Here is a 21145-nt window from a genome sequence, read left to right as displayed (position 1 = left end):
ACACCACGGCGACGCCAACCTTGACTTCATGATTTCATTGACTTTAGTCAGGATGCATTCTTACAGTGAACGGCGCACACATCACTCGGTCGAGGGAGCCCCGCATGGCGTTGGAGCAGTTCCGGCTGGACGGACAGGTCGCGATCGTCACGGGTGCCGGGCGCGGTGTCGGTGCGGGCATCGCCCGGGTGTTGGCGGAGGCCGGCGCCACGGTTGTCGGGACCGCTCGCACCGAGTCCGAAATCGTCGGCTCGATCAAGGGCATCGAGGATGCCGGCGGCAAGGGGCTGGCGCTCGTCGCGGACGCGATGAGTCGTGCCGATGGCGAGCGCGTCGTGAACACGGCGATGGAACGATTCGGCCGCATCGACATTCTCGTCAACAACGTCGGTGGCTCCACCTACGCGCGGTTCCTGGACATCACCGACGACGATTTCCGGCATACCTTCGATTGGTGCGTGACGTCCGCCTTCATGATGAGTCAGCTGGTGGCCCCGCACATGCTCGATGCCGGGCACGGTTCCATCGTCAACATCTCGTCGGGTTCGGCCCGGTTCGGGATTCGGGCGCTGACCGCGTATTGCGTCGCTAAGGGCGGCCTCGAGGCCCTGACGCGTGCCATGGCCCAGGAACTCGCGCCGAAGATCCGCGTCAACGCCATCGCGCTTGGCTCGTTCGCCACCGACGGTCTGCAGAGCAGCCTGGACCTGATGCCGGGGTCGCTGGAAAAGATGAAAGAAGCCACGCCGCTGCATCGTCTGGGCGACGTCGAGGACCTCGGGAGGCTGACGGTGTACCTTTGCACGCGCGATTGTTATGCGACGAACGCGATCTTCCACGTCGACGGCGGCATCGACTCGAACAATTCGCCGCTGCCGATACCGGACTACTGAGGGCTACCAGTGCGCAAAGTCATTCAATTCTCGACCGGCAACGTGGGGCGGCACTCCTTGCGGGCGATCATCGGCAGACCCGATCTCGAGCTGGTCGGCGTGCATGCCGCGAGCTCCGAGAAGATCGGCCGGGACGCGGCGCAGCTGTGCGGACTGGACCAGCCCACCGGCGTCATCGCGACCGACGACATCGACGCCCTGGTCGGCCTCGGCGCAGACTGCGTCGTCTACACAGCGCAGGGGGAGACCCGGCCGATGGAGGCCATCGAGCAGATGGCCAAGTTCCTGGCCGCCGGCACCAATGTCGTTGGTACGTCCATGGTCTGGCTGGTCACTCCTCGCCACGCCGAAGACTGGCTCCGGGTGCCGCTCGAACAAGCCTGTGCGGCCGGCAACACCTCGCTCTACGTCAACGGCATCGACCCGGGCTTCTCCGGCGATACGCTGGTGCACTCGGCGGTCAGCCTGACCACCCGCGTCTCGTCGATCACGGTGCAGGAGATCTTCGACTACGGCAACTACGACGACGTCGAGTTCACCGGTGCCGCAATGGGGTTCGGAACTACCGCGGACGACGAGCCGGCGATGATGTTCCTGCCCGGTGTGATCGTGTCGATGTGGGGCGGTCAGGTGCGCAGCCTGGCGGACAATCTCGGCATCGAACTCGACGATGTTCGGCAGCGCACCGAACGCTGGTTCACACCGGAGCGCATCGACTGCACGATGATGACGGTGGAGCCGGGGCAGATGGCCGCCGTTCGGTTTGCCACCGAGGGTGTGCGCGACGGCGAACCGGTGATCACCCTGGAACATGTGACGAGGCTGACCCCGGCCGCGGCGCCCGACTGGGAGTACCCGCCCGACGGGCACACCGGCGTACACCGCGTTGTCGTGGAGGGCGAGCCGCGGGTGGAGATCAACACGCACGTTTCCCATCCGGTTCTCGATTCCACCGATGCCGGCTGCATCTCGACGGCGGGCCGCGCCGTCAACGCGATCGATTGGGTGTGCCGCGCGCCCTCGGGGCTGATCGGTGTGGAGGACATCCCGTTGTCCGCGACGATGCACGGCCTGATGTGGAGCGAGCGTTAGGTGCGCGTCGCCGATAAACGCGTTCTGATCACCGGCGCCGGCCGCGGTCTGGGGCGCAGTCATGCGCTGCGGCTCGCAGAGGAGGGTGCGGACCTGATCCTGGTCGACATCTGCCAATCCCTGCCGCAGATCGAATATCCCTTGGCCACAAGGGAAGATCTCGACGAAACGGCACGGATGGTCGACGAAATCGGTCGTCGCTGTGTCAGTTATGTCGTCGACGTCCGGGATGGTGAACAGTTACGCAAGGCGGTCGATGACGGCGTCGGCGAACTCGGCGGGCTGGACGGGGCGGTGGCCAACGCCGGCGTGTTGACGATCGCGCCGTGGGACAGAACGACGATCGAAGACTGGCGCACGGTGGTGGACGTGAACCTCATAGGTGTGTGGAACACGTGCGCGGCCGCGATTCCCCACCTGCTCGAACAGGGAGGCGGCAGCCTGGTGAACATCAGTTCGGCGGGCGCCGTCAAGGGTTTTCCGCTGCAAGCGCCTTACACCGCCGCGAAGTATGGTGTGGTGGGCCTGACGCTGGCGTTGGCCAACGAATTGGCCGCCCGGAACGTGCGGGTCAATGCTGTGCTTCCGACGGGCTGCCCTACCGGCATGATTCCGCCGTCGTTCGGAGCCCTACTGGGCGAGCAGCGGTCGGACCTGATCCCCATCTTCGTCAATGCGATGCCCACGCCGGCCGTCGAGCCCGTCGACGTCAGTAACGCAGTGCTTTTCCTGCTATCCGATGAGTCCAGATACGTGACGGGCCTGCAGTTCAAGGTCGACGCCGGCGTCACCATCAACTAAGCCGGTCACACCCGCCAGCTGCTCGGCTCGGCAAAACGAAGAGCGGGCGCAGAGGGCAGCGGTTGTCTATCCGAGTCCGATATCGCGTCGAGAATGAGGACGACGTATCGCCGCCAGCCATCGCTGGCCGAATCCATCGTCGGCAGCACGCCATAGAGCATCGCGATCAAACGCGGCAGATCGTCGGCCACCAAATCGGCGCGGACGACGCGGGCCTGCTGGCCGCGGCGGACCAGCTCGCCGAGCGCCTCATTCAGCGAGTCCGAGATGTCGGCGGTCAGCGACCCGGCCCGGTGCGCCGCGGTCAGCAGGTTGCGCTCGCGGGCGCCGAGCGATATCGCGGCTTCGATGAGCCGGCCGAGGCCGCGCAGCGGGTCGGCACTGCGGCGGGCTTCCTCGATCGCCGGGATGAGATCGTCGGCGATGCTCTGATCCAGGGCGGCGCGGACCAGGTCAGCCTTCGTCGGGAAGCGACGGTAGAGCGTTCGTTCACCGACGCCCGCCCGGCGCGCGACCGCCTCCACCGGTGCATCGGGCCCGAACTCCCCGTAGACGTCCCGCGCTGCGCGCAGGATCCGCTCGACGTTGCGTGCCGCGTCCGCGCGCAACGGCCGGTCCTCAACCGCGGTCATGGTGACAGCCTAACTGACGGTTGACTGTCAGTCGGCGGGGTTCTACGCTCACCTAATTGACAGCTATCTGCCACTTAACAGGAAATGCCGGTGATGTCAACAACTTCCGAGTTCCACCCGGACCTCGATCTTCCTGTGCTGCCCGTCCCGCGCGCTGCGCACTGCCCGCTTGCGCCGCCACCCGAATTCGCGAACTGGCGAGACGAGCCCGGGCTCCGCAAGGCGACGTTCCAGGGCAACCCCGTCTGGGTGGTGAGCCGCTACCAGGACATCAGGGCGGCGCTGGTCGATCCGCGACTGTCCGCGAAGACCATTTCTGACTCGATCATGCCGAAGGACGCCGACAACAAGGTTCCGGTGATGTTCGCCCGGACCGACGATCCCGAGCATCATCGATTGCGGCGCATGATGACAAGCAACTTCACCTTCAGGCGTTGCGAAGCCATGCGGCCGCAAATCCAGCAGATCGTCGACCACTACCTCGGCCAGATGGTCGCCAACGGTGCGCCGGCCGATCTGGTGCGCGAATTCGCCTTGCCGGTACCGTCATTGGTGATCGCGCTGCTGCTTGGGGTGCCGCCCGAAGACCTCGGGCTGTTCCAGCACCACACCACCGTGGGGTTGGACCAGAGGTCCTCCGACGAGGAGAGGGGCCAAGCCTTTGGGGCGATGTACGCCTACATCGAGGAGTTGGTGGAGCGCAAGGAACGCGAACCAGGCGACGACCTGATCAGCCGCCTCGTCACCGAATACGTGGCGACGGGCCAGCTCGACCATGCGACGACGGCCATGAGCAGCGTGATCATGATGCAGGCCGGCCACGAAACCACCGCCAACATGATCTCGTTGGGAACGGTTGCGCTGCTTGCGCATCCCGACGTGTTCGAGCGGCTCGGGCAAACCGACGATCCCGCCGTCATCGCGAATGCCGTCGAGGAGCTGATGCGATACCTGACCATCGTGCACAGTCAGGTCGATCGCGTGGCCACCGAAGACCTAACGATCGGAGGTCAGCTGATCCGCGCCGGGGAATTCGTGATGATGAACCTGCCCGCCGGCAACTGGGATCCAGAATTCGTGGAAGATCCGGAAGCGTTCGATGTCGATCGAAACACGCGCGGGCACTTGGGCTTTGGCTACGGCGTGCACCAATGCATCGGGGCAAACCTGGCCCGCGTGGAAATGCAGGTGGCGTTCACCACACTGGCGCGGCGGCTGCCGGGGCTGACGTTGGCGGTCTCGCCAGATCGGCTGAGCTTCAAGGTCTCCAACATCTATGGAATGAAACAGCTGCCGGTCAGCTGGTGACCAACGAGCTGCGATTCGACGGGCAGGTCGCCGTGATCACCGGCGCCGGCGGGGGATTGGGCAGACAGTACGCGCTGCTGCTCGCCTCGCGTGGCGCACGCATCGTCGTCAACGACACGGGCGGGTCGGTGACGGGCGACGGCTCGGACAGCGGGGCGGCGGACGCCGTTGCCGACGAGATTCGGCGGCGCGGCGGCGCCGCGGTTGCCGACACCCACAGCGTGACGACTCCCGAAGGCGGACAGGCGATCATCGATGCCGCGCTCGAAACCTGGGGCCGGGTGGACATCGTGGTCAACAACGCGGGAATCGTGCGCGACGCCCCGTTCGAGGACATGACCGCCGACCGGCTCGAGCCGCTGCTGGACGTCCACCTGAAGGGCGCGTTCTACGTGACCCGCCCGGCGTGGAAGGTCATGCGCGAGCGGCGGTATGGCCGGGTGGTCAACACCTGCTCGGCCGCCGGAATCCTCGGCGCCGAACGGATGAGCAACTACGGCGCGGCCAAGACGGGCCTGATCGGCTTCACCCGAGTGTTGGCCGCCGAAGGGGCCGAGCACGACATCAAGGTCAACGCCGTCGCGCCGATCGCATACACCCGGATGCTTGCGCGCGAAGTCGAGAACGCAACCGGTCGGCAGGACGTCGAAACAGACGCGTCCGCACAAGCGATGCTGGATGACCTTGTGGGCCAATACCTTCAGCGGCTCGATCCGGCGCTGGTGGCTCCGGTGGTCGCCTTCCTGGCCCACCGGGATTGCCCGGTCTCCGGGGAGATCTACACCGTCGGCGCCGGGCACGTCGCGCGCTTCTTCATCGGCAGGACAACGGGTTTCCACAGCCCCGAGCTGTCCATCGAGGATGTGCGCGACCATCTCGACGAGATCCGCGACGAAGCCGGCCACACCGTGCCCGGCGGACCTGCCGACGAGATGAGCGAGCTGTTCGCGACGATCATGGACAGCTGAACGCGGCGCCGACCCCGTCGGGCGGCGGCACCGACCGAAGGCAGCCGAACGGCACCACGCCCGTGGCGGCGAACCGCACCGCCGACTGGTGGGCGTAGTTCACGCAGACCACGCCGGCCTGGTCTGAGCGACAGCGATTGTCGTTGTATGACAACGAGTCCCCGTTCGCCAGCTCGGGCCCGTTGCCGCTGACGAACGGACCCGGGTCGCCACGGGCCGACCCGATCTGCAGGTTCGTCCCGTCGAAGTCGACCCAGCCGCCCTTCCATTCGCCGTAGGCCGTCTCGGGCCGGGGCGGGGGATTGGCGAGGTCGACCAGACAGGACAGCGCGTTGCCGGTGTGCTTGGAATCCGTCATGCACGCGACTTTCCCGGCCGCGGCGGTGAAGGCGACGTCGTTGCCCAACGGTGTGGCGACGCCGTCGCGCGTCGCCGTGTGGTAGCGGCCGGGATCGGCGGGGTGACCGGCCTCGATCCACGCGATGACGTCGGAGATCGCCGCCCCGGCTGCCGGCCCGGTCGACGGCGCCGGCGGTTTGCCCGACGGGGGAGCGGCGGCGGACGGGCCCGGCGGTGCTCCGCTCGTCTGCGTCTGACCCGGCCGGCCACCACCCCCGTGGGAGCATCCGGCGATCAGCAACGACAGGGCGATTAGCGCGGCGATCCGCATTCCGCCAGGCTAAAGGGGCGAGACCGGTGAACGAAAGCTGCCAAGCTTTTGTCGGTGGACCCTGCTACTCTCGAACGCATGTTCGATACTCGGCTTCATGAGCACTGGGATCCGCCGCGGACCGAGCGCTCGCGTGCGCTGGTGGACCGGATGTGCGCGTCGTGGCGTTGCGAGGCGCGGTCGGCCGCGGATCGGTTGGATGCCATTGGCGAGTTGTTCGAGCTGCGCCGCGCCCAGCGCGGTGAGGCGGCCGAGTGGGCGGTGGATACCTGGGCGGCGGTGGGTGCTGAGGTGGCCGCGGCGTTTCGGGTCAGCCTGGCCATGGCGGGCAGCTACCTGCGTTACGCGCTGGCCATGCGCGCGCGCTTACCGAGGGTGGCCGAGGTGTTTCGGGCGGGCGAGATCGACTATCGGATGTTTCAGACGTTGGTGTATCGCACCGATCTGATCACCGATGAGGCGGTGCTCGCGGCTGTGGATGCCACCCTGGCGGCCAGTGTGGTGCGCTGGCCGTCGATGACGCAGGGTCGGCTGGCCGCCCAGGTGGATCGGGTCGTGGCCCGCGCCGATGCCGATGCGGTGCGCCGGCGCCGAGAGGTCCAGCGTGATCGCGGGGTCTGGGTTGGTGATCGGGTCCACAGCGGGCTCGCCGAGATCAGCGGCACCCTGTTCGCCCCGGACGCGCACGCGCTGGATCAGCGGCTGGATGCGTTGGCGGCCACGGTGTGTGAGCACGATCGGCGTACCCGCGCCCAGCGCCGCGCCGATGCGCTGGGCGCGCTGGCCGCCGGCGCCGACCGGCTGGGCTGTCGGTGCGGGCGGCGCGATTGTGCGGCCGGGGCGCGGCCGGCGGCCGGCGCGGTGGCGATTCATGTGATCGCCGAGCAGGCCACCCTCGACGGGACCGGCACGGCCCCGGGCTCCGAACTCAATGCCGATGGGCTGATTCCCCCCGAACTCGTGGCCGAGTTGGCCAAGTCGGCCAAGCTGGTGCCGCTGGTCCATCCCGGCGACGCGCCCCCGGAACCGGGTTATGTGCCGTCGACTGCGTTGGCCGATTTTGTGCGGTGCCGGGATTTGACGTGTCGCTGGCCCGGTTGTGATGCCCCGGCCGCCGGGTGCGATCTCGACCACACCATCCCCTACAGCCAGGGCGGGGCCACGCATGCGTCAAACCTGAAGTGCTACTGCAGAACCCACCATTTGATCAAGACCTTCCTGGGCTGGGCCGAACAGCAACTGCCCGACGGCACGCTGATCCTGACCGCCCCGACCGGGCACACCTATGTCACCACCCCGGGCAGCGCGCTGCTGTTCCCCAGTTTGTGCCGCGCGGTCGGCGGGTTCGCCGCCGTCGAAGCCGACCCGGCGCCCGATTACTGCGCCGAGCGCACCGCGATGATGCCCAAACGACGCCGCACCCGCGCCCAGGACCGCGCCTACCGCATCGCCACCGAACGCAACCACAACCGCGAAGCCCGCACGGCCCGGCGCGAACAGCCAGTCAGCTTCGTCGGACCCGCCCCGCCCCAAACCGACGACGACCCTCCGCCTTTCTAGGCGCCGCAATCCCGCCCGAACCGCTGCGGATCGGTGTCCGCTAACGTCGGGTTATGCACGAGCGCACCATCCGCGCCCGCACCACCGCCGGCATCGTCGAAGGCTTCACCCGCGACGGCGTGCACCGCTGGCGATCCATTCCGTACGCCCGGCCGCCGGTCGGGCCGCTGCGGTTCCGGGCGCCGCTGCCTCCCCAGCCCTGGTCCGGTGTGCGGCACTGCCACGGCTTCACGCACTGCGCGCCCCAGCAGCGCCGCTACACCATGCTGGGCGTCGGCAAATACCAGCCGATGAGCGAGGACTGCCTGACGCTCAACGTCGTCGCACCCGAATCCCGCGAAGCCGAACCACTGCCGGTCATGGTCTTCATCCACGGCGGGGGGTACATCCTGGGCAGCTCGGCGACCCCGCTGTACGACGGCGCCGCGTTGGCCCGGCGCGGCTGCGTGTATGTGTCGGTGAACTACCGGCTGGGCGCGCTGGGCTGCCTGGACCTGTCGTCGCTGTCGACCCGGGAAATCACCATCGAGAGCAACCTGTACCTGCGCGATCTGGTGATGGCGCTGCAATGGGTCAAAGACAACATCGCGGGGTTCGGAGGCGACCCGGGCAACGTCACCATCTTTGGCGAAAGCGCCGGCGCCTGCATAACCGCGACGCTGCTGGCGGTGCCCGCGGCCGAAGGCCTGTTCGCCCGCGCGATCTCGGAAAGTCCGGCGTCGGGCCTGGTGCGGTCGAAGGAGGTTGCCGACGAGTTCGCGCATCGGTTCGCCAACCTCCTCGGGGCCCGCACCCGCGACGCCGCCGGTGCGCTGATGCAGGCCTCCGCCGCCCAACTGGTGGAAACCCAGCACCGGCTGATCGAGCAGGGCATGCAAAAAAGGTTGGGGGCCTTCCCAATTGGTCCGGTCACCGGTGACGACATCCTGCCGATGGATCCCGTCGAGGCGATGCGCGACGGCCGCGCGCATCCCGCCCCGCTCATCGTGGGCACCAACGCCGAAGAGGGCCGGCTGTTCACCCGCTTCCTGCGCATGCTGCCAACGAACCAGTCGATGATCGAGGAGCTGCTGGCCGACGCCGAACCGGCTGCGCGCGAACGCATTACCGCCGCGTACCCGGACTACCCGTCGTCGTCGGCGTGCATTCAGCTCGGCGGCGACTTCGCGTTCAGCTCGGCGGCCTGGCAGATCGCCGAGGCCCACGGCCGCCACGCGCCCACCTACCTGTACCGGTACGACTACGCCCCGCGAACGTTGCGGTGGTCGGGATTGGGCGCCACCCACGCCACCGAATTGCTGGCCGTCTTCGACTTCTATCGCACCAGGCTCGGCGCGTTGCTGACCGCCGCGGCCGATCAGCGCGCCGCCCTGCGGGTCAGCAACCAGGTGCAACGACGGTGGCGCAACTTCAGCCGCACCGGGGTGCCGCACGACGACTGGCCCGCCTACACGCCCACCCAGCGCGCCGTCATGGTCTTCGACCGCAGGAGCCGCATCGAGTTCGACCCGCACCCGCAGCGCCGGATGGCCTGGGACGGCTTCTCCTTGGCGCAGTGACCTGGCACGCTGACCCCCATGCACGCCGACACCGAACAAGTCATCGAACGCCCCGGTGACCTCACGGCCGCCTGGCTGACCGCGGCGATCGGCGCCGGCGTGGTCGCCGATTTCGCCGTCGAGCGCATCGGGACCGGCCAAATGAGCGAGTGCTACCGGGTCCGGCTGCGCTACGACGATGCGGGCCCGGGCGGTCCGGAGTCGGTGGTGCTGAAGGTCGCGGCAACCGATCCGGTGAGCCGGCAGACCGGATTGGCGCTGGGCCTCTACGAGCGCGAGGTCCGGTTCTACGGCGACATCGCGCCGCGGCTCGGCGGGCCGATCGCGCCCTGCTACCACGCGGCCATCGACGCCGCGACGGGAGCGTTCGACCTGCTGCTCGGAGACGCCGGTCCGGCGACCGTCGGCGACGAAATCGCCGGCGCCACAATCGAACAGGCCGGGCTCGCGGTGACCGAACTGGGGCGGCTGCACGGCCCGCTGCTCGGCGACACGTCGCTGGCCGAAGCGCCCTGGCTCAACCGTGACGCGCCGCTCGACCAGACCATGATCACCCAGCTCTACGCCGGCTTCGTCGAGCGCTACGGCGACCGGATCGCCCCGGAGCACCGCGCGGTGTGCGAACGCCTGGTCGCTGCCTTCGACGGCTACCTGGCCCAGGAGGCGGGCCGGATTCAGGGCCTGGTGCACGGTGACTACCGGCTGGACAACATGTTGTTCGGTACCGCCGAAGCCGACCGCCCGCTCACCGTCGTCGATTGGCAGACCGTGTCCTGGGGACCGGCCCTGACCGACCTGTCCTACTTCCTCGGCTGTGCGCTGTCGACGCGGGATCGTCGCGCCGCCTACGACGCGTTGCTGCGCGCCTACCACGAGGCGCTGGGACCGGCGGCCCCGATCACCGTCGACGACGTCGCCGAAGGTGTGCGCCGCCAAAGCTTTTTCGGCGTGATGATGGCGATCGTGTCGTCGATGTTGGTGGAGCGCACCGAGCGCGGCGACCGGTTGTTCATGACGATGCTGGAACGCCACTGCGACCACGTGCTGGACACCGACGCGTTGGCGACGCTGCCCGCCGCGGCGGCGCCGGAGCCGCTGCGACCGTCGGAGGAGGACGAACTCGCGCACGCGCCGACCGACGAACCGTTGTGGAGCGAGAGCTGGTACGCCGACTTCGTCGACGCGGCTCAGGGATTGGGCGGTTGGTTCCGCATCGGCCTGATCGCGAACGAGCGGACGGCGTGGGTTCATGCGCTGCTGTGCGGACCCGACATGCCGACCGTCGCCGTCGACGCGCGGGTCCCGCTGCCGGCGGATCCATGGGTGCTGCGCACCGATACTGTCGAGGTCGGCCACTCCGCAGGCGCGCCCCTGCGGACCTACAGCGTCGACGTGCGGGCCCGGGGCGAGGCCCATCAGGACCCGTCGGCCCTGTTGCGCGGCGAGCCCGGCACCCCCGTCGACATGACGATGCGGCTGGAGTGGGCCACCGCCGGCACCCCGTACAAGTACCGGATCACCACGCGCTATGAGATCCCGTGCACGGTTTCGGGCACCGTCACGGTCGGCGACACCAGCTATCGCCTCGACTCGGTTCCCGGGCAGCGCGACCACTCGTGGGGCGTGCGCGACTGGTGGAGCATGGACTGGCTGTGGAGCGCGCTGCATCTCGATGACGGCACCCACCTGCACGGCGTGAACATCCGGATTCCCGACGCGCCGGCTTTCAGCATCGGCTACATCCAGGGCGCCGACGGCAAGGTGAGCGAGCTGCGGACCATCACCTCCCGGGAACCGTTCGGCGCCAACGGGTTACCCCTGAACGCCACGCTGAGCTTCGAGCCGAGCGACATCGCCGCCGACGTCGACGTGCGCGGCCATGCGCCGGTGCGCCTGATCGCCGCCGATGGGCGGGTGAGCCAGTTCCCCCGCGCGTGGGCGAGTGTCAGCACACCGGACGGCCGCGCCGGCGTCGGCTGGGTGGAGTGGAACCGCAACCTGGGGGACCGGACATAAGCTCGGTCCGGGGCGCCGCGCCGTCACCAATCGTGGTGATGGGTGTCTCCGGGTCGGGCAAGTCGACGGTGGGTTGCGCACTCGCACAACGCTTGCGGGTGCCCTACCTCGACGCCGACACGCTGCACCCGGCGGCCAACATCGCCAAGATGACCGCCGGTGAACCGCTGAACGACGACGACCGTTATCCGTGGCTGGACAAGGTGGGCGAGTGGCTCGCCGGCCACCCGGCCGGCGGCGTGGTGAGTTGTTCGGCGCTCAAGCGCGACTACCGTGATCGGCTGCGGGCGCACTGCCCGAGCGTCGAGTTCTTGCACCTCAACGGCTCGCCGGAATTGATCGACCGCCGGATGTCGGCCAGGACCGGCCATTTCATGCCGCCGGCGTTGCTGCGGTCGCAATTCGACATCCTGGAACCGCTGGGCGCCGACGAGCGCGGGGTCACCGTCGACATCGGCCCCGATGTCGACGCCGTCGACGCCTTCCTGAAAAACCATGCACCACAGCGGGATTCGAGCGGCTGAGCCGTGTACCAATCGGTGGTCGGGCTCGTTGTCGCGCTGCACTTCGCCTTCATCGGTTACGTCGTGGCCGGTGGTTTCCTCGCGCTGCGCTGGCCACGCACGATCTGGCTGCACGTCGCCGCGGTGATCTGGGGTGCGGCCATCGCCACCAAAAGCGTCGACTGCCCATTGACCTGGGTGGAACGCTGGGCGCGGGCCCGCGCCGGAATGCCGCCGCTGCCGCCCGACGGTTTCATCGCCCACTACATCAACGGCGTGATCTACCCCGCGGGTTGGGTGGTGGGCGTCCAGCTCGTCTCGTTCGTGGTCGTGGTGCTCTCGTGGGCGCTCTACCTGCGGCGCCGCCAAGAGCGCCGCCACGCCGGCCGCTGAAGCGAGCGACTACCAGGGACGCCTGCGCCGGCGCGTCTTGACCTGGCCGCCCACCCGGTCGCGCGCGGTGTCGGCCAGCCGGCTGCCGCGCGCCCACGCCGTGTCGGCAAGCTCTTCGCCACGCTTGCGCGCCTTCTTCGCCAGCGGCCCGCTCTTTTCGGCGGCCGTGCTCGCCAGCTCTTCGGTGCGTTTGCGCGCCTTCTTCGCCAGTGGCGCGCCCCTTTCGGCCGCGGTGCTGGCCAGTTCGCGCCCGCGTTCGAGGGCGGCCTCGGCGTAGGGCGCGCCCCGTTCGGCGGCGGTGCTGGCGAGCTCGCGCCCGCGTTCGGCGCCGACCTGCAGGCGGTGCACGATCTTCTCGCCGAGTTCGCCGAGTTCGCCGTCCACCTGCGAGCCCGGCAGCGCGGAGGACACCCGCTCGGAGAGCCGTTCGGCCGCCCGGCGCCCGCGCCACCCCAGCGACGGCTTGCCCGCGGTGTCCGCGGACGCGATGACCAGCCCACCCAACAGGCTCAGGTCTTTCAGGAAGGCTTGGCGCAACTCGGCTTTGCGCTGCGGGTCGGTCTCGGCCCAGAACATGTGCGCGCCGAGGTTGGCCGGCAGTACCGTGACCGCCAGGGCGGCCGACGCCACTCGCGGCAACTTGCCGGTGGCGAGCAGCAGGCCGCCCCCGATCTGAACGGCGGCGGTGATTTGCGCGAACGTCTGCGGGTCGCTCGGAATCTTGCTGCCCACCGGATCCGGCAGCGACTGCAGGCCCTCCACCGCGGGCGCGGCGGCGTCCGCCGCCGGCTTCGGGTTGAGCAGCGATTCGACGCCTTGGCCGATGAACGCAACGGACAAGAGGGGACGTGCGATTCTCCGGATCAACATGGCAGGGGGGTTACCCGACGTGCCCGCAAACAAACCGTCGGACGCATCGTCCCAGCTATCCGCAGTGCCGCCGCCGCGACGAGGATAGGGTGGATTGGGTGCGAGCGTTGATCATCGTCGACGTGCAAAACGACTTCTGCGAGGGCGGCTCGCTGGCGGTGGCCGGTGGCGCCGCCCTGGCCCCCGCCATCAACGACTATCTCGCCGGCGGGCCGGGCTACCAGCACGTCGTCGCCACCCAGGACTTCCACGTCGACCCGGGCGACCACTTCTCCGACCACCCGGACTTCTCGTCGTCCTGGCCGCCGCACTGCGTCGCGGGAACCTTCGGCGCGGAGTTTCACCCCGACCTCGACACCGGCCCGATCGAGGCGACGTTCCGCAAGGGCGCCTACGCCGCGGCGTACAGCGGCTTCGAGGGCCGCGACGAGAACGGGACGTCGCTGCTCGACTGGTTGCGACAACACGATGCCGACGAGGTCGACGTGGCCGGGATCGCCACCGATCACTGCGTCCGGTGCACCGCAGAGGACGCCGCGCGCGCCGGCTTGACCACCAGGGTGCTCGTCGACCTGACGGCGGCCGTGGCGCCGGATTCGGCCGACGCGGCCCTGGCCGAGCTGCGATCCGCCGGCGTCGAGTTGGTCGAGGGCCGCTGATGGTGGTGCCCCTGGACCGTGAGCGTCTGCTCGCCGCCGTGGAGCGGTCGCCTCGGGCGGTCGCCGAGCACGACCGCGACGGCTGGGTGGGTGTCTTCACCACCGACGCCCGCGTCGAAGACCCGGTCGGGTCGCGGCCGCACGTGGGACGCGAGCAGATCTACCGCTTCTACGACACCTTCATCGGCCCGCACGACATCACGTTCCATCGCGGCAACGACATCGTCTTCGGCGCCGCAGTGCTGCGTGACCTCGAGCTCGAGGTGACGATGGGCCCGGCCGTGACGGTGCACATCCCCGCCTTGTTGCGCTATGACCTGCGAGAGGCCAACGGCCAGTGGCAGATTGCCCACCTGCGGGCCTACTGGGAACTGCCGGTGATGATGCTGCAGTTCGTGCGCGCCGGGACCCCGGCCCTGACGCCCGCCCTGCAACTGTCGCGCGGCCTGCTGGCCAACCAGGGGCTGCGGGGCACCGCGGGCTTCATGGCCGGCTTCCGGCGGGCCGGGGCGCGGCACAAGAGGCTGACGGAGGCGTTCCTCGGGGCCGTCGCGCGCAACGACCGGCCCGCCGCCGTGCGGACGCTATCACCCACTGCCGCAATAACTTTGGGCGACAACGATCCGCTCGAGCTCGCCGAGCTGGTCGAGCAACTCGACGGGGCCGGCTGGACCAAGGTGATCGGTGCGGGCGCAACGGTCGCGGTCGCCCTCAGCCAAGGGCGCGGCATTGTGTTCGCCGACATGGCGTGGCGGGCCGACACAATCAACCAGATTCGCTATTTTCCCGCCTGATCCCCGTCACCGCGCGACCATCAGCGCCAGCGACGCGGCCGACAGACACAGGAAGGCGCCGGGAAACGCGATGTTGTACAGGACGCGGGCCCGTAGATGCGTGAGCACGGCACCGACGAAGAACAGCACCAGGCCCGCGGCGGCCGCGATTCCCAACGCCCGCAGCCCCAGCAGCCCGACAACCAGCCCGACGGCGCCGGCCAGTTTCAGCCCCGCCAGCGCCGGCAGCCAGGAACGCGGCACACCGACCTCGGCCGAGTTTGCCAGCACGAACCCGGCCGGGATCAGGTCGGCGACGCCGGCGGCCGCGGTGATGGCCGCGGTGGCCACCGTGACGACGACGAATGTGGTGTTCATGGGCCTCCTTTGCTACAGATTTGCTATAGAGAGCTCGATGGACGTGGTCATCTCCTTGACGACCCCCGTGCGGAAAAGGTGACCTCTTGGGCGCTCCGGAAAGACTCGAGGAGCTGGCGCAACGGTTCGACGCGGATCGCCGGCATCTCAGATCGGTGGCCTATCAGCTGCTCGGCTCGTTGGCCGACGCGGACGACGCGGTGCAGTCGGCCTGGCTGAAGGCCAGCCGTTCCGACGCCGTCGACGAGATCGAAAACCTCACCGGCTGGTTCACGACCATCACCGCGCACGAGGCGCTGGATCAGCTGCGAACGCGCAAGCGGCGCGCCGAGCAACCGCTGGCCGACCCCGACGAGCTGGACCGGCTGGCCGGGACCGGGTCGCCGCCAGCCGACGAGGAAACGCTGTTGGCCGACTCGGTGAGTCGCGCGCTGCTGGTCGTGCTCGACCGGCTCTCACCGGCCCAGCGCGTCGCCTTCGTGCTGCACGACGTGTTCGCCGTGCCGTTCGAGACGATCGCCGGCCTGCTGGACCGGTCGCCGGCCGCCGCGAAGAAGCTGGCGAGCCGGGCCCGCGGGCGACTGCTCGGCGGCGCGCCCGCCCAACCGGGCCGGACGGCCCACCACGTCGAGGTCGTCGACGCCTTCCTGGCCGCGTCGCGCGGCGGCGACATCGCGACCCTGCTCGAGTTGCTCGCCCCCGACGTGGTGCGCCGGGTCGATCGGGGGCTGGTTCCGGCCGACGTGCCGACCGAGGTGCGCGGCGCCCGTGAGGTTGCCGAGGAGACCCGCCGCTTCGCCGGGCGCGCGAGGGTCGGCGCGGTCCTGCTCATCGACGGCGCGCCGGGCGTCGTGATCGCACCGCGCGGGCGTCCCCGGATCATGCTGCGGATCGGCATCGGGGCCGACAACCGCATCCACACCATCGACATCACGGGTGACGCCGAGCGGCTGCGCCGGGCCGTCCTCACGCTGCCGGCCCCGCCGTCGCGGGCACACCCGGGCCGCGTCGGGCAGGATCGGGAGCACCATGCTCGATAGCCCATTCGGACGGCGGGATCTGCTGCGGGGCGCCGGCGCGCTCGCCGCGGCCTCACTGGCGCCGTGGGCCGCCGGCTGCGCTCCCGACGACGACGCGCTGACGTTCTTCTTCGCGGCCAATCCCGACGAGCGGCAGGCCCGGATGCGCATCATCGACGAGTTCTGCCGCCGCCATCCCGACATCAAGGTGCGCGCGGTGCTGTCCGGGCCGGGCGTCATGCAGCAGCTGTCGACGTTCTGCGCCGGGGGCAAGTGCCCCGATGTCCTGATGGCGTGGGAGCTGACCTTCGCCGAGCTCGCCGACCGCGGGGTGCTGCTGGACCTGAACACGTTGTTGGCGCGGGATCCGGCCTTCGCCGCGCAGCTGAAATCGGACAGCATCGCCAACCTGTTTGACACCTTCACCTTCAACGACGGCCAGTACGCCCTCCCCGAGCAATGGTCGGGAAACTACCTCTTCTACAACCGACGACTATTCGCCGAGGCGAGCCTGCCGGCACCGCCCGGGACGTGGGAGCGGCCGTGGACTTTCACCGAATTCCTGGACACCGCCACCGCCCTGACCAAGCGCAGCGGATCCGGGCGGGCCACCCAGTGGGGCTTCGTCAACACATTTGTTTCCTACTATTCAGCCGGGTTGTTCGGGATGAACAACGGGGTACCGTGGTCCACGCCGCTGAAGAACCCGACACATTTCAACTTCGACAACGACGCCTTCATCGAGGCGGTGCAGTTCTACGCCGACCTGTCCAACAAACACCGGGTGGCGCCCAACGCATCCGAGACGCAGTCGATGTCGACGCCCGACCTGTTCGCCTCGGGCAAGGCGGCGATCGCGCTGGGCGGCCACTGGCGATATCAGACCTTCATCCGGGCCGAGGACCTGGATTTCGATGTCACCGCGTTGCCGGTCGGTCCGCGACGGCAGGGACAGCCCGCTCACTCCAATATCGGCACCACCGGGCTGGCCATCTCGGCGAGCACCCGACGCAAGGAGCAGGCGTGGGAATTCGTGAAGTTCGCGACGGGCCCGGTGGGGCAGGCGTTGATCGGGGAGTCCAACCTCTTCGTGCCGGTGCTGCGGTCCGCGCTCGACTCCGACGGATTCCGGCGGGCCCACGCCAGGGTCGGTAACCTCGCGGTGCTCACCGAGGGGCCGGCGTATTCGGAAGGGCTTCCGGTCAGCCCGGCGTGGGAAAAGATCTCCGCGCTGATGGACCGCAACATGGGACCCGTTCTGCGCGGGGCGCGACCGGCCACATCGCTGACCGGGCTGTCCCGCGCCGTCGACGAGGTGTTGCGGACCCCATGACATCGGCCGACACCACCGCGGCCCGTCGGCCCTCGCGCCGGCGCGCGCGGGCCGGGCGCCTGTTCGTCGCGCCCAACCTCGCGGCGGTCACCGTCTTCATGCTGTTTCCGCTCGGCTTCTCCCTCTACATGAGCTTCCAGCAGTGGGACGTGTTCAGGGCGCCGAAGTTCGTGGGGCTGAAGAACTTCGGGGAGCTGTTCACCTCGGACCCGCTGTTTCCGATCGCGCTGCGCAACAGCGTGGTCTTCACCGTCGGGACCGTGGTGCCGACCATCGCCATCAGCCTCGTCGTCGCCGGCGTGCTGAACCGGAAAGTCAAGGGCATCGGCGTCTTTCGCACGATCGTCTTTCTGCCCCTGGCCATCTCGTCGGTGGTGATGGCGGTCGTCTGGCAGTTCGTCTTCAACACCGACAACGGGCTGCTCAACATCATGCTCGGCTGGGTCGGGATCGGCCCGATCCCGTGGCTGGTGGACCCCGATTGGGCGATGGCCTCGCTGTGCACGGTCAGCGTGTGGCGCAGCGTGCCGTTCGCCACCGTCGTCCTGCTGGCCGCGATGCAGGGCGTTCCGGAAACGGTGTACGAGGCGGCCAGGATCGACGGGGCGGGCGAGATACGGCAGTTCGTGTCCATCACGGTGCCGTTGATCCGCGGGGCGATCTCGTTCGTGGTGGTCATCTCGATCATCCACGCGTTCCAGGCTTTTGACATCGTCTACGTCCTCAACGGCCCGAACGGAGGGCCGGAATCGGCGACGTATGTCCTGGGCATCATGCTCTTTCAGCACGCGTTCTCGTTCCTGGAATTCGGTTATGCGTCCGCGCTGGCGTGGGTGATGTTCGCCATCCTGCTGGTGCTGACGGTGCTGCAGCTGCGGATCACGCGGCGCCGCTCGTGGGAGGCTTCCGGTGCCCTCAGCTGAGCGCGTGGTCACGCGCAACCTCGTTCGTGGCGTCGCCGTCTACACCGCGCTGATCGCGATCGCGTGGTGCGCGCTGTTCCCGGTGACATGGGCGGTTTCGGGCTCGCTGAAACGGGATGGCGAGGTGAGCGAGCCCAGGCTGCTGCCGGCCCACCCGCGGTGGTCCAACTACACCGACGTGTTCGCGCTCATGCCCTTTGGGCGGATGTTCCTCAACACCGTGCTGTACGCCGGATGCGTCACGGCCGGGCACGTTTTCTTCTGCTCCCTGGCCGGATATGCGTTCGCCCGCCTGCAATTCCGCGGCCGCGACACGTTGTTCGTCTTGTACCTGGGCACGTTGATGGTGCCGCTGACCGTGACCGTGATCCCGCAGTTCATCCTGATGCGGACCGCGGGCTGGGTCGACACGCCGTGGGCGATGATCGTGCCCGGCCTGTTCGGCAGCGCGTTCGGCACCTACCTGATGCGGCAGTTCTTCCGCACGCTCCCAGGCGATCTCGAGGAGGCGGCGATTCTCGACGGGTGCTCGCCCTGGCAGATCTACTGGCGGATCCTGCTTCCCCATGCCAGGCCCGCGGTCATGGTGCTCGCGGTGCTCACCTGGGTCAACGTGTGGAACGATTTTCTCTGGCCGCTGTTGATGATCCAGCGCAACAGCCTGGCCACGCTGACGATCGGGCTGGTCAGGCTGCGCGGCGAGTACGTCGCGCGGTGGCCGGTGATCATGGCGACCTCGATGCTGATCATGCTGCCGCTCGTCATCATCTACGCGATCGCGCAGCGTTCCTTCGTGCGCGGCATCGCGGTGACGGGACTCGGTGGGTAGCCCATGGCCTCGGTGACTTTCGAACGAGCGACGCGGCGCTTCCCGGGCGCGGACCGACCCGCCCTGGACAGCCTCGAGTTGGCCGTCGGCGACGGCGAATTCGTCGTCCTGGTGGGGCCGTCGGGATGCGGCAAGACGACGTCGCTGCGGATGGTGGCCGGACTGGAGACGCTGGACTCCGGCCGGATCCTGATCGGCGACCGCGACGTCACCGACGTCGACCCCAAGGACCGCGATGTCGCGATGGTCTTTCAGAACTACGCGCTCTACCCGCACATGACCGTCGCGCAGAACATGGGCTTCGCGCTGAAGATCGCCAAGACACCCAAGGCCGAGATCCGCGAGCAGGTGCTGGCCGCGGCGAAACTGCTTGACCTGCAACCGTATCTGGATCGCAAGCCCAAGGACCTGTCGGGTGGGCAACGCCAGCGGGTGGCGATGGGGCGGGCGATCGTGCGCCGCCCGCAGGTGTTCCTGATGGACGAGCCGCTGTCCAACCTCGACGCCAAACTGCGGGTGCAGACCCGCAACCAGATCGCGGCGCTGCAGCGGCGGCTCGAGACCACCACCGTGTACGTCACCCACGACCAGGTCGAGGCCATGACGATGGGGGACAGGGTCGCGGTGCTGTGCGACGGCGTGCTGCAACAGTTCGCGACGCCCCGCGAGCTCTACCGCAACCCGGGCAACGTCTTCGTGGCGGGATTCATCGGGTCGCCGGCGATGAACCTGTTCACCCTGCCGATCGTGGATTCAACGGTGTCCCTGGGGGATTGGCCGATCCGGCTGCCGCGTGAGATCGCCGTCACTGCAGGCGAGGTCGTCGTCGGGGTCCGTCCCGAGCACTTCGAGCTGGGCGACCTCGGCGTCGAGATGGAGGTCGACGTGGTCGAGGAGCTGGGGGCGGACGCCTACCTGTATGGCCGAATCACCAGCTCCGGCAAGGCGATCGAGCAACACGTCGTCGCCCGCGCCGACGGCCGTCACCCGCCCGAGAAGGGCAGCCGCGTGCGCCTGCATCCGGAACCGGGGCACCTGCACTTCTTCGGCGTCGACGGCCGGCGAATCACCTAGTGCGCGGCGCGCCATAACGGCGTTCGGCCGCAACGCTTCCTAGTATTGCCGCGTGATGGATCGCTATGGGCCCGACGTTCTCGCCACCGGCCGGCGCAAGCCCCGTTCGACCGAGCACCCGGCCGAGTTGGGCCTCGTCGTGGAGGATGTCGAGACCGGCTATGTCGGAGCGGTGGTCCGCGTCGAACACGGCAGGCTCGAGCTGGAGGACCGGCACGGGCGCACCCGCGGTTTTCCGCTCGGCCCCGGGTATCTGCTCGACGGCCGCCCGGTGATCCTCACGGCGCCGCGCCCGTCGGCACCGGCCGCCGCGGGCAGGACGGCGTCGGGATCGGTCGCGGTGCCCGGCGTCCGCGCCCGGGTCGCCCGCGCCAGCCGGATCTATGTCGAGGGCCGCCACGACGCCGAGCTCGTCGCGCAGGTGTGGGGCGAGGACCTGCGGATCGAGGGCGTCGTCGTCGAGCACCTCGGTGGGGTGGACGACCTGGTGAGCATCGTCACCGAGTTCGAGCCCGGCCCCGGACGCCGGCTGGGCGTGCTCGTCGACCACCTCGTCGCGGGCTCGAAGGAGGCGCGGATCGCCGACGCGGTGCGCCGCGGGCCGGGCGGCGCGCACACCCTGGTCGTCGGCCACCCGTATGTCGACATCTGGCAGGCGGTGAAGCCGCAGCGGCTCGGCCTCAAGGCGTGGCCTGCGGTGCCGCGGCGCGTCGAGTGGAAGCGCGGCGCGTGCCAAGCGCTCGGCCTGCCGCACGCCAACCAGGCGGACATCGCCCGGGCCTGGCGGCGCATCCGTTCGCGCGTGCGCGACTGGAACGACCTGGAGCCGGCGCTGATCGGCCGGGTCGAGGAGGTCATCGACTTCGTGACGCAGCCGGCCGGCCCCTGAATA

22 protein-coding genes are annotated in these 21145 nt (G+C 68.9%); 18 read left to right on the top strand and 4 right to left on the bottom strand.

Annotated features, from left to right (window positions below):
• Positions 1 to 104 precede the first annotated feature (104 nt).
• From AC5Y6X_RS18585 to AC5Y6X_RS18575, 3 genes are read left to right on the top strand one after another with little or no spacing between them, the layout of a single operon-like run.
• Entirely contained in the window at positions 105 to 893 is a 789-nt protein-coding gene (locus tag AC5Y6X_RS18585; RefSeq protein WP_499988235.1) for an SDR family NAD(P)-dependent oxidoreductase, read from the top strand.
• Between the two features lie 9 nt (positions 894 to 902).
• Positions 903 to 1985: an NAD(P)H-dependent amine dehydrogenase family protein gene (locus AC5Y6X_RS18580; RefSeq protein WP_499988232.1), complete on the top strand. Its 1083-nt coding sequence runs from the start codon at positions 903 to 905 to the stop codon at positions 1983 to 1985.
• Positions 1986 to 2786, top strand: coding sequence for a mycofactocin-coupled SDR family oxidoreductase (locus AC5Y6X_RS18575; protein WP_499988229.1), 801 nt, complete (start codon positions 1986 to 1988; stop codon positions 2784 to 2786). It begins immediately after the preceding gene.
• 5 nt (positions 2787 to 2791) lie between these two features.
• Here AC5Y6X_RS18575 and AC5Y6X_RS18570 read toward each other — a convergent pair whose 3' ends face one another.
• Positions 2792 to 3418 carry a TetR/AcrR family transcriptional regulator gene (locus tag AC5Y6X_RS18570; protein ID WP_499988227.1) on the bottom strand — a complete coding sequence of 209 codons (627 nt, stop codon included), beginning with the start codon at positions 3416 to 3418 and terminating at the stop codon, positions 2792 to 2794.
• A gap of 93 nt (positions 3419 to 3511) precedes the next feature.
• Here AC5Y6X_RS18570 and AC5Y6X_RS18565 point away from each other — a divergent pair, with 93 nt between their 5' ends.
• Positions 3512 to 4726 carry a cytochrome P450 gene (locus tag AC5Y6X_RS18565; protein WP_499988225.1) on the top strand — a complete coding sequence of 405 codons (1215 nt, stop codon included), beginning with the start codon at positions 3512 to 3514 and terminating at the stop codon, positions 4724 to 4726.
• Positions 4723 to 5694 carry an SDR family NAD(P)-dependent oxidoreductase gene (locus tag AC5Y6X_RS18560; RefSeq protein WP_499988224.1) on the top strand — a complete coding sequence of 324 codons (972 nt, stop codon included), beginning with the start codon at positions 4723 to 4725 and terminating at the stop codon, positions 5692 to 5694. The genes AC5Y6X_RS18565 and AC5Y6X_RS18560 overlap by 4 nt, the downstream gene beginning before the upstream one ends.
• Here AC5Y6X_RS18560 and AC5Y6X_RS18555 read toward each other — a convergent pair.
• A complete protein-coding gene (locus tag AC5Y6X_RS18555) occupies positions 5681 to 6364 on the bottom strand; it encodes a hypothetical protein (protein ID WP_499988223.1) in 684 nt (227 codons plus the stop codon). The two genes, AC5Y6X_RS18560 and AC5Y6X_RS18555, sit on opposite strands and share 14 nt — an antisense overlap.
• A 78-nt stretch (positions 6365 to 6442) precedes the next feature.
• On the opposite strand from AC5Y6X_RS18555, the gene AC5Y6X_RS18550 reads away from it, so the two are divergent.
• From AC5Y6X_RS18550 to AC5Y6X_RS18530, 5 genes are read left to right on the top strand one after another with little or no spacing between them, the layout of a single operon-like run.
• Positions 6443 to 7924, top strand: coding sequence for an HNH endonuclease signature motif containing protein (locus tag AC5Y6X_RS18550; RefSeq protein ID WP_499988221.1), 1482 nt, complete (start codon positions 6443 to 6445; stop codon positions 7922 to 7924).
• Positions 7925 to 7977: 53 nt separating this feature from the next.
• Entirely contained in the window at positions 7978 to 9483 is a 1506-nt protein-coding gene (locus AC5Y6X_RS18545; RefSeq protein WP_499988220.1) for a carboxylesterase/lipase family protein, read from the top strand.
• Positions 9484 to 9501: 18 nt separating this feature from the next.
• Positions 9502 to 11499, top strand: coding sequence for a DUF7064 domain-containing protein (locus AC5Y6X_RS18540; RefSeq protein ID WP_499988218.1), 1998 nt, complete (start codon positions 9502 to 9504; stop codon positions 11497 to 11499).
• Positions 11500 to 11537: 38 nt separating this feature from the next.
• Positions 11538 to 12023, top strand: a complete 486-nt coding sequence (locus AC5Y6X_RS18535) for a gluconokinase (RefSeq protein WP_499988215.1) — start codon at positions 11538 to 11540, stop codon at positions 12021 to 12023.
• A gap of 3 nt (positions 12024 to 12026) precedes the next feature.
• Entirely contained in the window at positions 12027 to 12395 is a 369-nt protein-coding gene (locus AC5Y6X_RS18530; protein ID WP_499988214.1) for a DUF2784 domain-containing protein, read from the top strand.
• Positions 12396 to 12404: 9 nt separating this feature from the next.
• Here AC5Y6X_RS18530 and AC5Y6X_RS18525 read toward each other — a convergent pair whose 3' ends face one another.
• Positions 12405 to 13265, bottom strand: a complete 861-nt coding sequence (locus tag AC5Y6X_RS18525; RefSeq protein WP_499988211.1) for a DoxX family protein — start codon at positions 13263 to 13265, stop codon at positions 12405 to 12407.
• A 98-nt stretch (positions 13266 to 13363) separates the two neighbouring features.
• Between AC5Y6X_RS18525 and pncA the strand changes: the two genes are divergently transcribed.
• Both pncA and AC5Y6X_RS18515 read left to right on the top strand, forming a co-directional pair.
• Positions 13364 to 13924, top strand: coding sequence for a pyrazinamidase PncA (gene pncA, locus AC5Y6X_RS18520; protein ID WP_499988427.1), 561 nt, complete (start codon positions 13364 to 13366; stop codon positions 13922 to 13924).
• Positions 13924 to 14718 (top strand): nuclear transport factor 2 family protein, encoded by a 795-nt coding sequence (locus AC5Y6X_RS18515; protein WP_499988209.1) that lies wholly within the window; start codon positions 13924 to 13926, stop codon positions 14716 to 14718. The genes pncA and AC5Y6X_RS18515 overlap by 1 nt, the downstream gene beginning before the upstream one ends.
• A 6-nt stretch (positions 14719 to 14724) precedes the next feature.
• Here the strand turns inward: AC5Y6X_RS18515 and AC5Y6X_RS18510 are convergent, their stop codons facing one another.
• Positions 14725 to 15075: a DoxX family protein gene (locus AC5Y6X_RS18510; RefSeq protein WP_499988208.1), complete on the bottom strand. Its 351-nt coding sequence runs from the start codon at positions 15073 to 15075 to the stop codon at positions 14725 to 14727.
• A gap of 86 nt (positions 15076 to 15161) precedes the next feature.
• On the opposite strand from AC5Y6X_RS18510, the gene AC5Y6X_RS18505 reads away from it, so the two are divergent.
• The 6 genes from AC5Y6X_RS18505 to AC5Y6X_RS18480 are packed head-to-tail and all read left to right on the top strand — an operon-like array spanning position 15162 to position 21142.
• Positions 15162 to 16115 carry a sigma-70 family RNA polymerase sigma factor gene (locus AC5Y6X_RS18505; RefSeq protein ID WP_499988206.1) on the top strand — a complete coding sequence of 318 codons (954 nt, stop codon included), beginning with the start codon at positions 15162 to 15164 and terminating at the stop codon, positions 16113 to 16115.
• On the top strand, positions 16105 to 17427 hold the full coding sequence (locus AC5Y6X_RS18500; protein ID WP_499988204.1) for an ABC transporter substrate-binding protein: 1323 nt from the start codon (positions 16105 to 16107) through the stop codon (positions 17425 to 17427). The genes AC5Y6X_RS18505 and AC5Y6X_RS18500 overlap by 11 nt, the downstream gene beginning before the upstream one ends.
• On the top strand, positions 17424 to 18350 hold the full coding sequence (locus AC5Y6X_RS18495; protein WP_499988202.1) for a carbohydrate ABC transporter permease: 927 nt from the start codon (positions 17424 to 17426) through the stop codon (positions 18348 to 18350). Before AC5Y6X_RS18500 ends, AC5Y6X_RS18495 begins: the two co-directional genes overlap by 4 nt.
• On the top strand, positions 18337 to 19179 hold the full coding sequence (locus tag AC5Y6X_RS18490; RefSeq protein WP_499988200.1) for a carbohydrate ABC transporter permease: 843 nt from the start codon (positions 18337 to 18339) through the stop codon (positions 19177 to 19179). The genes AC5Y6X_RS18495 and AC5Y6X_RS18490 overlap by 14 nt, the downstream gene beginning before the upstream one ends.
• A 3-nt stretch (positions 19180 to 19182) precedes the next feature.
• Positions 19183 to 20253: an ABC transporter ATP-binding protein gene (locus AC5Y6X_RS18485; protein ID WP_499988198.1), complete on the top strand. Its 1071-nt coding sequence runs from the start codon at positions 19183 to 19185 to the stop codon at positions 20251 to 20253.
• A 52-nt stretch (positions 20254 to 20305) separates the two neighbouring features.
• Positions 20306 to 21142, top strand: a complete 837-nt coding sequence (locus tag AC5Y6X_RS18480; protein WP_499988196.1) for a DUF3097 domain-containing protein — start codon at positions 20306 to 20308, stop codon at positions 21140 to 21142.
• Positions 21143 to 21145 lie beyond the last annotated feature (3 nt).

Source organism: Mycobacterium sp. NGS26, from assembly GCF_059813025.1.
This window is presented reverse-complemented; position numbering and strand designations above follow the sequence as displayed.